A 12,772-nucleotide genomic window follows, 5' to 3' on the forward strand; every position below is an offset into this window, starting at 1 on the left:
CATTCGGCTCTCCTACTCGTCGAATTCGAACGGCAACAGTTCCAGGCAGCGCCGGTACTTCCGGTCGAGCTCGGCCTCGTCCTCCGCTCCGATGTAGAGGGCCGCCAGCTCGTAGCTGTAGCTGTCCTGCATCGGCAGGCCGGAGAGCAGGTCGCCCTCCTCGGGGACGACGTCGACGATCGCGCCGGGGATCTCCCGCTCGACCCGGGAGACGTCGTCCCGGCCGGGGACGCGGCGCACGCGCGCGTCGGAGAACCGGCGCAGGAACCACTTCCCGGCGACCCCGAACGGGCCCTGGCGGTACGGGAGTCGGGGATCGTCGCCGAGCGCGAGGCTGACCATGCACTGGTGATTGGGCACCCCGTCGACGAACTCGAAGAGCGGTGCGTGCGACTGGGAGAGCCTCGGGTTGATCTCGACGATGTCGATCCGGTCGCGCTCCGGGTCCCAGAAGTACTCGATGTTGAACGTCGAGTCCGTCAGGCCGACCTGCCGCACGACCCGCTCGGAGACGTCCGTCAGCCGGCCGGCGACCCCGGCCGGCACGGAGGACGGGTACTGGTACCGCAGGAAGCTCGACGTCCCCGGGTACAGCACCGAGTCGATCACTCCGTACACATGGGGCTTGTCGCCGAAGCAGTAGCCCTCGACCGTGATCTGGCGGCCGGAGACCTCCCCCTCGGCCAGGCAGGCCTGGCCGCCCGCCCGCTCGATCTCCGGCGGCAGGTCCAGCAGCGACAGCACCGAGTCGAAGGGCTTGCCGATCCCGCCGATGCCGTCGCGGATGCGGGCGGCCGCGTCCGCGAACTCCTCCGGACCGCTCACCCGGAAGGCCAGCTCCGACGAGCGGGACTTCACCGGCTTGAGCCACATCGGGAAGTCCAACTCCGGCGGCGGGACCGGGTCTTCGAGATCGACGAGGGCGAACGGCGGATGCGCGTCGCAGACCTTCTGCTGCTCCAGGCGGCTCCAGTACTTGTGCTCGCACTTGACGACCGCCTCCAGGGGTGCGGAGGGCAGGCCGTGGCGCTCGCACAGGATCGGCACCATGGAGCTCACCGGGAAGTCCCAGTAGCCCACGATCGCGTCGATGCTTCCGTCGAAGGCCTCAAGCCTGCTCTCCGCCTTCTCCAGCAGGTCCCGCAGCGGCACCGTGTCGCCCTCTGTCAGTTCCTCGTGGCCGAGCAGCGCGTGGAAGCGGTACGCGGCCAGATGGGGAAGATCGTGCAGGAGCTCGCGGTTGCGCTCGTCGAGTCCGAGTACGAAGACGTTCTCCCTGGCTGCCATGGCGCCCGGTTACCCCCCTCGGGCGCATTCAGTCCGGCGGAGCGGGCGGCGCGGAGGCCCGCCGCGCAGTGCGCCGAGGAGCGCGCCGTGGAGTGCGCCGTGGAGTGCGCCGGGGAGAGCGGCGGCACGTCCGGCAGGCCGAACTACCGGTCGTCTCCGTCGCGTTGCGGTCCATCGGGCCGCGGCGTGCGCAGCGCTTCGAACGCCGCGTCGACGAGGTCCGGCAGATGCTCGTCTCCAGCGCGGTCCACCCAGACAGTGAGGGCCGTGGTCATGGCGGCCAGTGAGGCCGCCGCCAGGACGCGGACCCGCAGGGGGTCCTCCGACGGCCGCCGCGCCGTCAGCGCGTCGGTGAACAGCCGCTCTGTGGCGTGCTGGTTCTCCCATACGCGGGCGCGCAGCGCGGGCGTCGTCAGTACGAGCCGTGTGCGTACGAGCAGTGCCTCTCTGTCCGCCTCGTACACGGCGGCCAGGCCCTCGGCCAGCGCCCGGTGGAGAGCGGTGACGACGTCCTCGTCCGCCGGCCGCTCCCGGATGAGCCGGGCGATCAGCGGGTCGTAGTCGTCCGATTCGACGACGGACTCCTTGGTGGGGAAGTTGCGGAAGAAGGTCATGTGGGAGACGCCTGCGGCCCTGGCGATGTCCGCGACGGTGGTCTTCTCGTAGCCCTGGCTGAGGAACAGCCGCAGGGCGTGCTCCTGGATGGTCCGGCGGGTCTGCGCCTTCTTGCGCTCACGCAGGCCCTGTCCCTGCGCGGGAGAGGAGCCGGAGGAGCTGCCGGGGGACGGACTCACGGCCGCGCCGTCAGCGGGGTCCGGGCCCGGTGCGCTTCCGCGAGGCGGCCGGGCGTCGTCACCGGACATGGCCGCCGACCAGCGCGCTCGTCAGCCATGCGGCCAGCGCGTCCGGGGAAGTGCCGCGCCAGGCCAGATGGGCGTCGGGCCGGACGAGCAGCGCGTGCGGGGCGGAAGCGCCGCCGGGGCTGCGGCCTGCCGGGGTGAGGACGCTGACACGTTCCGCGCCTCCCAGCCGCCGGCGGGCGAGCTCGGCGCAGCCCCCTTCCGCGCCGCGGGGCAGGAGCAGCGCCCAGCGGGATCCCAGCTCCGCGTGCAGGCGGGTGCCGCGGCCGTCGCCGGTCGTGCACTCCAGATCGGGGACCCGGTCGCCGGGGTGCGGGCCGCGCGTCGTCCATGTGCGCGGTGAGCGGCGGGCGAGCGGCCCGCCCCGGTAGCCGATCTTCAGCTGGGACGCCTCCTCCCAGACGAGCCGCTGCACGAGGGGCCGGTTCAGCAGAGGCACGAGAACGTGGTCCCTCAGGGCCCTGGCGGGTGCGTTCTGCCCGGTCACCACCCGGGTCAGTGCGCTGGTGGACTCCACCACCTCCCGTGCGACGGGGCGGCGTTCGGCCTCGTACGTCTCCAGCAGCCCGTCCCCGGCCCGTCCCGAGGCCACGAGGGCGAGCTTCCAGGCCAGGTTCTCCGCGTCGCCCAGCCCGGTGTTGAGGCCCTGCCCGCCCAGCGGGCTGTGGATGTGGGCCGCGTCCCCGGCCAGGAGCATCCGCCCTTGCCGGTACGTGGAGGCCAGCCGCCGGTGAATGCGGAACGTGGAGGTCCACAGCGTCTCCCGGACCGGCACGGACTCCAGCCCCGCCATCTCCCGCAGCGCCCCGGCGAGCACCCCGAGCAGCTCCTCCGGGCCGAGGTCGGCGCCGGTGCCGGCGGCGGCCGGAGCCATCACGCGCCAGGTGTCTCCCGGCAGCGGGAAGACACCGCACATCTGCTCGCCCCGCAGCCACACGGAGGCCGCGTCCCGCGGGAACGGGAGCTGGGCCCGTACGTCCGCGAGGAGGAAGCGCTCGACGACCGGTACTCCGGGGAAGCCGATCCCGGCCGCTCGCCGCACGCGGCTGTGCGCCCCGTCGCATCCCACGAGCCAGTCCGCACGGATCGGCTCACCAGTGTTCCCGTCCGCGATCTCGCCGGTTGTCCCGCTGGTCACGTCCCCGTTGAGCGTGGCCGTGACGCCGTCCGCGTCCTGCTCCGCGGACGTCAACTCCCGGCCCCACTCGACCTCGACGCCCAGCTGCGACAGCCGGTTCCGGAGCCGGGCCTCCACCTCCGCCTGCGAGATGAGCAGACCTGGCCGGGTCACCAGCTTCGTGGGGCGGCCGAGCTTCAGCCGTGCGACGGGGCGGCCGTCGACATGGGCGATCACCTGCCTGATGGGGATCGAGCTGCGCGGCAGGTCCTCCAACGCGCCCAGGCGGTCGAGGACTTCGGAGCCCCGGGGCTGGAGCCCGAGCGCCCGCGAGGTGCGCGCGGGCTCCTTCGCGGCGTCGACGACGCGGACGGACGTTCCGGCGGCGCGGAGGCCGCAGGCCAGCGCGAGCCCGGTCGGCCCGGCGCCTGCCACGAGGACTGTGGGACCGTCCATGCGGGCCTCCGTGTTAGCGGATAACTTTTGTTACTCGCTAACGTAAACGACAAGAGGGTGCCCGCCAACGGGCCGGGAGGCGGGACTTGTTCGCAGCGCTACGCACCGTCCGCTGCGGGCTCCAGCGTGACGATTTGCTCCGTGGCCGCCTCGACCGCGGAGCGGCTGTAGAGAAGAGGGAAGGCGGCGTCGCCCGCCCAGGCGCCGAACAGGTCGCGGTAGTGGCGGCTGCCCGGATCACCGGACTGGCCGGGGGAGTTCATGGCCAGGGACTCGTCCCAGGACCCGACGTCCACGACGAGCCGGAAGGTGGCGCCGCCGCTCTGCCGGAAGGCGGAGGCGTACGGGGCCGCGCCGACCGTGTCGCCGCTGCCGCCCCGGGCCGCCGGGCCGCCGGGCCCACCGTCATCCACTCCGGTTCGCCTCCCGTCCGCTCCCGTACGGACTCGGCCAGCGGATGGCGCAGGAGGCTGTGGTGGAGAGCCCCCCACTGCCAGCTGCCGGGGTCCTCACCGAGCAGATCTTCCGTTTCGGCGAAGGCGGCGGCGAGGGTGTCGTGGACGATGCGGCGCAGCGTGCGCGCGGGTTCGGGGCCCAGCCGTTCGCCCGGAGTGAGCAGCAGCTCCAGATCCACGCGAGCGTCCGCGGAGGCGTCCTCGGGGGGCATGATCCGGGCGAGCGCCCGCGGGATCTGCTCCGGGGGCACGAGGCGCCGAAGTGCGGCCCGGAGCAGGGCCGGTCGCAGATGGCGCCGGAACCAGATCTCGTAGAGGGCCGCCGCCGACGAGTCCGGGGCCAGCCGGGCGTCCCAGCCGCGCAGCATCTCCAGGGCCTTCGCGGTGCGCGCCGCGTCGGCCGTGTCCGCACCCGCGCCGAGACCGGCGCCGAGACCGGCGCCGAGAAGGGGCCCGAGTCCGAGTCCGTGATCGCCGCCGCCGTCCTGCTCCCCGTTCAGCAGGCGCAGTACGGCGCGCGCCGGCAGGCTGATCTGGTCGGTCTGGAGCCGCAGGCACTCCGCGGCGGTCCAGTCGTGACGGCTCTCCAGCTCCTCGGCGATGCGCCGGTACCGGTAGGGCGCGTACCAGTCGTAGGTGACCGTGTGTTCGGCGTTGGGGTAACCGGGCGGCAGGTTCATCTCGTTGGCCGTGGCGAGCCAGCCGGACCGAGGGTCGCGCGCCGAGGGCAGGGTGCCCGGCGGGCGGCTGCCGGCCCACTCGTGGCGGCCGTCGCCCGGCACGGGAAGCGATCCGTCCCAGTCCGGACGCGCGGGCACCCGGCCCGCCGGACACCAGCCGATGGTGCCGTCGTCGGCCGCGTACACCTGGTTCTCGCCCGGCGAGCCCCAGCGCCGCATGGCGGCCGTGAACTCGTCGGGCGTCCGCGCCCCCATGTAGTTCATGCTGCCCAGGTAGGGAGCCATGCCCGGCTCCAGCCAGGCCGCCCGCACGGCGAACGCCGCGTCGCGTTCGGGAAGGCTGCGGACGACGGGCCCGTGACGGGTGAACCACAGCTCCACTTCGGCCTCTTCGCCGCCGGCGAGCGGAACGGTCTCGGTCACCCTGACCATGGACTCCCAGCCGTCGCCGTACCGGTACCGGGTGGGATCGTCCGGGTCGGTCCGGTAGACGTACAGGTCCTCCTGGTCGATGGGGAAGATCGTCAGCCCGAACGCGATCCGCCCGTTGTGCCCGATGGAGACGCCCGGCAGGGCCGGCTCGCCCCCTCCGACGACGTCGAGGCCCGGCGCGGAGAGATGCACGAGATAGCGCAGCGACGGCAGCGTGAGCGCACGGTGCGGATCGTTGGCGAGCAGCGGGCGTCCCGTGGCCGTGCGTGAGGGCGCCAGCACCCAGTTGTTGCTGCCGTCGAGCCCCGCACGGGACGCCGCCTGCGGTCCGGACTGCGGTGCCCACGGCGGTACGGTCGCCAGCCGGTACACGTGCAGTACGTCGTCGGGGATCACGGAGAGGTCCAGCCCGTCCGGCACCCGCAGCCGGTGCGGTGCCGGCTCGCGCACCCGGCGCAGATCCTCCGCCTCCGGCCCGAAGTCGCGCAGCGTCAGCGCCCGCGCGACCTCCTCGCCGAGGTTGTAGTAGAGCCCGTGGCTGCGGATGCGGGCCACATCGGACGGGTCCCACAGCGCGGGCTCGTAGCCGAGCAGGGCGAACTCCGGCGGCAGCAGGTCCGGTTGGCGCCGGCACAGCTCGACGTAGGCGTTGACGCCCGCGGTGAACGCGCGCGCCGCAGGCTCCACGTCCGGACCGTAGGCCTGCCACTCGTCCTCCATCGCACCCCGGTAGAGGAACAGCCGTGCGGCGCGGTCGTGTTGAAGGCAGCGCTCGCCCAACACCTCGGAGAGAAGCCCCAGGCCGCGGCGCCGCCACAGGTCGATCTGGAAGAGCCGGTCCCGGGCGGCGTTGAAGCCCTGGGCGAGGAAGAGGTCCGCACGCGAGGACGCGTACAGATGGGGCACGCCCCACCGGTCGACGCGGATCTCCACGGGCGCGGAGAGCCCGGGCACCGCGAAGACGGTCGGTGGTTCCTGAGTGTCGTCCGGCACGTTTCGAGCCCCTCCCGCGCTGTGCGTCCTTCACCTCGCCACTGCCCATGACGCCACACTCCGTGCGCTCGCTCCACACCCGCTCCGTGCCCGGTACCCGGGGAGGGCGCCCGCGGGCTGCGCGAGGGCGTCTCCCCTCGCCACGGCGGGGTACCCGGCCCGCGGACGCGGGCGGCGCTTGCGGCGCCCGCCGGAGACGAGAGCGGGAGACCAGAGAACGCGAGGCGAAGCACAGTGCACGTAAAGACATTGCGCTGGGTCGGTGCGGCCACCGCCCTGTACGGGCTCGCGGTGACCGCCGCCCCCGAACTCCTGGCGCGGCCCTCGGGGTTGACCGGCGAGGACGGACGAGCGGGGGAGGCGACACGGATCTCCCTGCGCCCGCTGGTATGGCGCGACGTGGCCGGCGGGCTCGCGATGGTGTGCGCCCCGGAGGGCCCCGCGCTGCGCACCGCAGCGCTCGTACGCATCGCCTCGGACTTCGGCGACGCGCTCCTTCTGGGCTCGACGCTTCCGCGCCGCGCGCGTGCCAAGGCCGTCGCCGTGTCGGTCGGCTGGGGAGCCCTGTCCGTGTGGGGACTGTGCGCCCGCGGACGTCACGCCGGAGGGCGGGGCCGTCCGGGCTCCTGAGGTCCCCGTCCCCGTGCTCCAGGGTCGGGGCGACGGTCCAGCCGGTGCCCCGGTCCCGTCATGTCTGTGCTCTCCGGAGCACGCACGGAACGATCCCGTGAAGTGGTGATAGGGAAGTGCCGTGGATCTGCACGTGATGACCTTCAACCTGCGCTACGCCGACTACGACGACGGCGCCCCGCACTCCTGGAGCCGCCGCCGCCCCGCGGTGGCTGCCCTCCTGAAGCAGGAGGCGCCCGACGTCATCGCCACCCAGGAGGGGCTGTACCGGCAGCTCAGCGACGTGCACGCCGACATCCAGCAGCCCGGCAGGTCGTACGACTGGATCGGGACGGGCCGCGAGGGCGGCAGTCGCGGCGAGTTCATGGCGCTCTTCTACGACACCGGCCGTCTCACCCCCGTCGAGTACGAGCACTTCTGGATCGCCGAGAGCCCGCACGACATCGGGGCGAAGTGGCCCGGCGCGGGCTCGCCCCGGATGGTCACATGGGCGCGCTTCCGGGAGACCGGCACCGGCCGTGAGTTCTACGTCCTCAACACGCACCTGGACAACGTGAGCGGAAAGGCCCGCCTCGCGGGCGCCCGGCTGCTCGTCCAGCAGATGCACCGCCCCCGGGATCCGCTGCCGCCCTTCGACCCCGGCCTGCCGTGCGTCGTCACGGGCGACTTCAACGTGCCGGCGGTCAGCAAGGAGGGCGGCGTCTACGCGACGCTGCTGACGGACGGAGGGCTGACCGACAGCTGGACCGCCGCCCCGCCCGAGGCGCGCGGCGAGGAGTACGCCACCTGGCACGACTATGCCGGGCCCTCCAAGGGCGGCCGGCGCATCGACTGGATCCTCACCTCGCCCGGAGTCCGTACGACCTCCGCCAAGATCAACACCTTCGCGCTCGGCGGCGAGTACCCCAGCGACCACTTTCCCGTTCAGGCCACCCTCGCGCTCCCGGACGGCGCCTGACGCCCGGCTGCCGGGCGTCAGGGACGGTGGCAGTGCCTCAGGGCAGTCGCTCCACCGCGATCACCGCGGCGTCGTCGTTCAGCGGTCCGCCCACGTGGTGTCGCAAGTCGTGCGCCAGCCGCTGAAGCAGGGCGTCCGGGCCGGAGACCGTCCACCCCTCTATGCGCTCCGCGAGCGGATAGAAGCGCCCGGACCGGTCGCGGGCCTCCGTGATGCCGTCCGTGTACAGCAACAGCAGGTCTCCGGCCTCGAGTTCGAACCCGTCGACGTGGTAGCCCGTGTGCGCCAGCTTGCCGAGCCCCAGCGGCGGGGCGGGCCGGTGCCCCTCGACGGTGGTGACGTGCCCCTTGCGCAGCAGCAGCGGCGGCGGATGCCCGCAGACGACGAGGTCGCATCCGCTGTCCTCGTCGGAGATGTCGAGAAGCGACGCGGTGATGAACGTCTCCTGCGCGCCCTCCGCCCTGGCGGGATCGCCCAGGTTCCAGGTCACGCTCTCGTCGAGGAGAGCGGCCATCTGGGCCATGGCCGTCCGCTCGTGCACGGCCGCACGGAAGGCTCCGATGAGGAGCGCCGCGTCCCCCACGGCGGACATGCCCTTTCCCCGTACGTCCCCGATCAGCAGGCGGGTGCTGGAGCCCGTACGCGCGGCCGCGTACAGATCGCCGCCGATCCGGGCCTCGGCCTCCGCGGCCAGATACAGCGAGGCCATCCGAAGCGGGCCGACCCTCTCCGGAAGGGGCCGCAGGACCAGCTGCTGCGCCGTCTCGGCCACACGCCTGACCTGAGTCAGCTCCCTCGCGCGGCGCTCCTGCACCACGCAGAAGACGACCAGGGACACCCCCACGAGGACCAGGGCGGCGATCTGGGCCTGGTGGTTCGCCGAGATCAGCTCGTCCTTGTCGCGCAGTACGGCGATCAGCGACTGGGCGGCGACGGCGAGGAGGGCGATCAGTCCGGTCATCCGCGGCCCGGCGAAGGAGGCGGTGATCGCGGGGGCGGCGACCAGCAGCGGTCCGAGGTGGATGAACGGCGGTGCCGTCACATCGGCCACGACGACGATGACGATCCAGGCCACCGGGATGGCCAGCATCCAATGGCTCGCCGGAATGGACGGGCTCAGGGGGCCGACGGACCGCTGCGACATACCTACTCCTTACCCCCGCGGGCTCCGCGGCGCAGAGCGGGCCACCTGGACGTACGTACGCACGGGGGCGCCGGCCCGGAGGGGCCGCCTGCCCGCTGCCGTCCGGACCAAGCGTGCTGTGGCCATGCGGTGCAGCTTCACACGCCGGTGCCCGGTCGGCCGCGCCCCCCGCCCGCCCCGCACGCCGAATTCCGTCCGCGGCACGGGGTTTGAGCCTCGCCGACGGGGTCACCGGAGTGACCGAGTGCTTCGGACAGCAGGCACATCCGCGGAAGTCGGCCGCCTCCGGCCCCCGGTGTGCGAACTGCCGCCGTCCGGCCCGGTGCTTCTTCCGCGTCAGGTCCGCCCGCAGGCCCAGAGAAGGAGCGCTTCCATGCTCATGGCACACCCCGCCGTCCTGACGAAGACGCTCGCGCAGTACGAGACCCTCCGCGAACTCCACGCGGAGGACGGCGATCCCGCGGCCCAGCAGCGGCTCGACGACCTCGCCTACACGCTCTGCATCTCCACCGGGACGAGCGACGTCGACGCGGCCGTCATCGCCGCCCGCTACCACCTGCCCGGTGCCCAGCCGGACGACGACTCGGCCCTCGCCCGCTGAGCGGCCGCTCCGGCGGCTCCGGCCCGGTCGGCCGCTCCGGGCGACGGGCCCGCGGCGCCTTCCGCCGCGCCCCCGGGTGTCGGCCTCCGTCCGGGCTACCGGTTCCGCAGCGTGGGGCGGAGCGCGTCGAGCACGGCCGGGTCGTCGATCGTGCTCGGCACGGGCTCGTCCGTACCGTCGGCGATGCTCCGCATCGACTTGCGCAGGATCTTCCCCGACCTGGTCTTCGGGAGCGCGGCCACGACCGCGACGTCCTTGAGGGACGCCACGGCGCCGACCTGGTCCCGCACCAGCTGCACCAGCTCCCCGCGCAGCCGTTCCTCATAGCCCTCCGCCGTGGAGTCCACGCCGGACTTGAGCACCACGAAGCCGCGCGGAACCTGCCCCTTCATCTCGTCGGCGACTCCGATGACGGCGCACTCCGCGACGTCCGGATGACCGGCGAGCACCTCTTCCATCCCGCCGGTGGACAGGCGGTGCCCGGCGACGTTGATGACGTCGTCGGTGCGGCCCATGACGAAGAGATAGCCGTCCTCGTCCAAGTAGCCGCCGTCGCCGGTGAGGTAGTAGCCGTCGAAGGCGGACATGTACGACGACACGAACCGCTCGTCGTCGTTCCACAGCGTCGGCAGCGCGCCCGGCGGCATCGGCAGCTTCGCGACGATCGCGCCGTTGGTGCCCGGCGGCACCGGCTCGCCGCCGGGGTCGAGGACCTGGATGTCCCAGCCGGGAAGCGGCTTCGTCGGCGACCCGGGCTTGACCGGCAGCAGCTCGATCCCCGCGGGGTTCGCGACGATGGGCCAGCCGGTCTCCGTCTGCCACCAGTGGTCGATGACGGGGATGCCCAGCAACTGCGAGGCCCAGCGGTAGGTTTCGGGATCGAGCCGTTCCCCGGCGAGGAACAGGTACTTCAGCGACGACAGGTCGTACCGGCGGGCGAGTTCGCCCTCCGGGTCCTCCTTCTTCAGCGCCCGGAAGGCCGTCGGGGCGGTGAACATCGAGCGCACGCCGTACTCGGACGCCACGCGCCAGAACTGCCCCGCGTCGGGCGTGCCGACGGGCTTGCCCTCGTAGAGCACCGTCGTCGCCCCGGCGAGCAGCGGGGCGTAGACGATGTAGGAGTGCCCGACGACCCAGCCGACGTCGGAAGCGGTGAAGAGGGCCTGCCCGGGCCCGACGTCGTAGACGTTGGTCATGCTCCAGGCCAGGGCGGTCGCATAGCCGCCGCTGTCGCGCACGACTCCCTTGGGCTTGCCGGTGGTTCCGGAGGTGTAGAGGACGTAGAGCGGGTCGGTGGAGCGCACGGTCACGGGGCCGGCGGGCGAGGCGGCGGCACACGCGGACGCCCAGTCCACGTCCGTGGCGCCCATCGCCGCCTCGGCCTGCGGGCGTTGGAGGATCACCTGGCGCGCCGGCTTGTGGGAGGCCAGCTCGATCGCCTGGTCCAGCAGCGGCTTGTACTCGATGACGCGTGACCCCTCGATGCCGCAGGACGCGGAGACGACGACGGTGGGGGAGGCGTCGTCGATCCGCACCGCGAGCTCCTTCGCGGCGAACCCGCCGAACACCACCGAGTGGACGGCGCCCAGCCGCGCGCAAGCCAGCATCGCGACGGCGGCCTCGGGCACCATCGGCATGTAGATGACGACCCGGTCGCCCGCCGAGACGCCCAAGTCCCGCAGCACGCCCGCGAATACGGCGACCTCGTCGCGCAGCCGGTCGTAGGTGTAGGTCTCCTTCACGCCCGTGACGGGGGAGTCGTAGACCAGCGCGGCCTGGTCTCCGCGGCCCGCCTGGCAGTGCCGGTCCAGCGCGTTGTGGCAGACGTTGAGCTCGCCGTCGGGGAACCAGCGGTAGAAGGGAGGCCGCGCATCGTCCAGCGCCTTCGTCGGCGCCTTGTGCCAGTCCAGTGCGCCGGCAGCCGCCAGCCAGAACCCCTCACGGTCCGCGACGCTGGCACGGAAGATCTTCTCGTACTCGCCCACCCTGGCCTCCTTCCGGGCGGTCCTGCCGGGTCCGCCCGCTTGTGCGTCGTCTTCCGCCGGTGAGCGTGCCCAGCCGGGACGGGACCATGGCCGCCGCCGCGCGGGGTGCCGGACGTCTCACCGACCGGCGGGTACGGAGACGATACGGCCCGGGCACGCGGCGGGTCAGCCTCGCGGCGGCCCGCGTCATGGGTGCCGCCCCGGTCCTTCGCGTCCGTCCACCGCGTCCGTCAGCGTCCGTGCGCGGCGGACCTGCTGCGTGGACCTGGTGCCGTGTTGTGCCCGCCGCCGTGGTGTGGTCAGTCGCAGGCGGCGAGGAGGACGCGTGCGGCGTCGCGGGCCTGGAGGGCCGCGTCGGGTGTGCCGGCGACGGTGGCGACCGTGATCGCCCCGTCGAACAGGACGACGATCTGCCCCGTCACGGGCTCCGGATCGACGACGCCGGAGGCCTCGACGAGGCTTCGGATGCGCGCCCGCAGCGCGGCCTTGTGCGTACGCACGACCTCGGCGACCGCCGCCGAGCCGGGCCCGAGTTCGCCGAAGGCGTTGTTGAACGCGCAGCCGCGGAAGCCGGGTTGGAGGAACCACGCGTGCAACCACTCGAACATTCCGAGCAGTTGCTCCCTGGGCGTGGCGTAGTGAGCGATGTGCTCCTCCAGCGCGGTGCGTGAGAGCTGGTCGCGGCGGCGCAGATAGGCCTCCACGATGGCGCCCTTCGACGGGAAGCACTGATAAAGGCGCTTGAGGGAGACGCCGGAGGCGTCCCGTATGCGGTCGATGCCGACGGCCTGCACGCCGTGGGCGTAGAAGAGGGCGTCCGCCGCGTCCAACACGCGTGTGTCCGCAGGGACTTCGGTATCCATGCTGCCCTCCTCACCACTTGAGAACCACCGCTCCGCACTGTAGCCTCCTCGGCGGAGAACGGTCGTTCTCAATCCGTCCGGCCAGGCGGGCGCGCGCCGGGTGAGCGTCCCGGAAAGCCGCAGGGGGGCGCGCCTGGCCGGACTGCCGCGGAGCGGTACCGCATGCCCGGCCGCGACCCCGGGCGCCTCAGCGTCCCCCGGCGTCCGTCCCTCCGCCGCGCCGCAGCCTGATCGTTACCGTGGACGCGGGACGGCAGCAGGGCGTCACGCGAGTGCCGTGAACGATCGCGCCCGCACGGGCGGGGGACGGA

The 12,772-nt window shown here is 72.9% G+C and carries 10 protein-coding genes and 1 pseudogene; 3 read left to right on the plus strand and 8 right to left on the minus strand.

What is annotated here, in order from left to right:
- Positions 1 to 12 precede the first annotated feature (12 nt).
- From QQM67_RS10755 to QQM67_RS10775, 5 genes and pseudogenes are all read right to left on the minus strand, one after another.
- Entirely contained in the window at positions 13 to 1,287 is a 1,275-nt protein-coding gene (locus QQM67_RS10755; RefSeq protein ID WP_314173466.1) for an ATP-grasp domain-containing protein, read from the minus strand.
- A gap of 143 nt (positions 1,288 to 1,430) precedes the next feature.
- Positions 1,431 to 2,081 (minus strand): TetR/AcrR family transcriptional regulator, encoded by a 651-nt coding sequence (locus QQM67_RS10760; protein WP_314173467.1) that lies wholly within the window; start codon positions 2,079 to 2,081, stop codon positions 1,431 to 1,433.
- Between the two features lie 58 nt (positions 2,082 to 2,139).
- On the minus strand, positions 2,140 to 3,720 hold the full coding sequence (locus QQM67_RS10765; protein ID WP_314173468.1) for an FAD-dependent monooxygenase: 1,581 nt from the start codon (positions 3,718 to 3,720) through the stop codon (positions 2,140 to 2,142).
- 98 nt (positions 3,721 to 3,818) lie between these two features.
- The gene (locus tag QQM67_RS10770; protein ID WP_314173469.1) at positions 3,819 to 4,211 is read right to left on the minus strand and encodes a penicillin acylase family protein; all 393 of its coding nucleotides are present in this window, start codon (positions 4,209 to 4,211) and stop codon (positions 3,819 to 3,821) included.
- Positions 4,178 to 6,280 (minus strand): annotated as a pseudogene (locus QQM67_RS10775) (penicillin acylase family protein); the annotation flags it as partial. The pseudogene QQM67_RS10775 and the gene QQM67_RS10770, both read right to left, overlap by 34 nt.
- A 234-nt stretch (positions 6,281 to 6,514) precedes the next feature.
- Between QQM67_RS10775 and QQM67_RS10780 the strand changes: the two are divergent.
- Positions 6,515 to 6,910, plus strand: a complete 396-nt coding sequence (locus QQM67_RS10780) for a hypothetical protein (protein ID WP_314173470.1) — start codon at positions 6,515 to 6,517, stop codon at positions 6,908 to 6,910.
- A 121-nt stretch (positions 6,911 to 7,031) separates the two neighbouring features.
- Positions 7,032 to 7,868 carry an endonuclease/exonuclease/phosphatase family protein gene (locus tag QQM67_RS10785; RefSeq protein ID WP_314173471.1) on the plus strand — a complete coding sequence of 279 codons (837 nt, stop codon included), beginning with the start codon at positions 7,032 to 7,034 and terminating at the stop codon, positions 7,866 to 7,868.
- A gap of 37 nt (positions 7,869 to 7,905) precedes the next feature.
- Here QQM67_RS10785 and QQM67_RS10790 read toward each other — a convergent pair whose 3' ends face one another.
- Positions 7,906 to 9,012 (minus strand): PP2C family protein-serine/threonine phosphatase, encoded by a 1,107-nt coding sequence (locus QQM67_RS10790; RefSeq protein WP_314173472.1) that lies wholly within the window; start codon positions 9,010 to 9,012, stop codon positions 7,906 to 7,908.
- A gap of 373 nt (positions 9,013 to 9,385) precedes the next feature.
- Here QQM67_RS10790 and QQM67_RS10795 point away from each other — a divergent pair, with 373 nt between their 5' ends.
- Positions 9,386 to 9,613 carry a DUF5133 domain-containing protein gene (locus tag QQM67_RS10795; RefSeq protein ID WP_314173473.1) on the plus strand — a complete coding sequence of 76 codons (228 nt, stop codon included), beginning with the start codon at positions 9,386 to 9,388 and terminating at the stop codon, positions 9,611 to 9,613.
- Between the two features lie 95 nt (positions 9,614 to 9,708).
- On the opposite strand, the gene QQM67_RS10800 is transcribed toward QQM67_RS10795, so the two are convergent.
- Complete coding sequence (locus tag QQM67_RS10800; RefSeq protein ID WP_314173474.1) at positions 9,709 to 11,598, minus strand: propionyl-CoA synthetase; 1,890 nt, start codon at positions 11,596 to 11,598, stop codon at positions 9,709 to 9,711.
- A 299-nt stretch (positions 11,599 to 11,897) separates the two neighbouring features.
- The gene (locus tag QQM67_RS10805) at positions 11,898 to 12,461 is read right to left on the minus strand and encodes a TetR/AcrR family transcriptional regulator (RefSeq protein WP_314173475.1); all 564 of its coding nucleotides are present in this window, start codon (positions 12,459 to 12,461) and stop codon (positions 11,898 to 11,900) included.
- Positions 12,462 to 12,772: the final 311 nt, after the last annotated feature.

Source organism: Streptomyces winkii (genome assembly GCF_032248595.1).
GTDB classification, from domain to species: Bacteria; Actinomycetota; Actinomycetes; order Streptomycetales; family Streptomycetaceae; genus Streptomyces; species Streptomyces winkii.

Bases quoted from the DNA above. Each gene is read 5' to 3' on its own strand.
- QQM67_RS10755 (WP_314173466.1), bottom strand. From the start codon at position 1,287: ATGGCAGCCAGGGAGAACGTCTTCGTACTCGGACTCGACGAGCGCAAC.
- QQM67_RS10765 (WP_314173468.1), bottom strand. From the start codon at position 3,720: ATGGACGGTCCCACAGTCCTCGTGGCAGGCGCCGGGCCGACCGGGCTC.
- QQM67_RS10790 (WP_314173472.1), bottom strand. From the start codon at position 9,012: ATGTCGCAGCGGTCCGTCGGCCCCCTGAGCCCGTCCATTCCGGCGAGC.
- QQM67_RS10795 (WP_314173473.1), top strand. From the start codon at position 9,386: ATGCTCATGGCACACCCCGCCGTCCTGACGAAGACGCTCGCGCAGTAC.
- QQM67_RS10805 (WP_314173475.1), bottom strand. From the start codon at position 12,461: ATGGATACCGAAGTCCCTGCGGACACACGCGTGTTGGACGCGGCGGAC.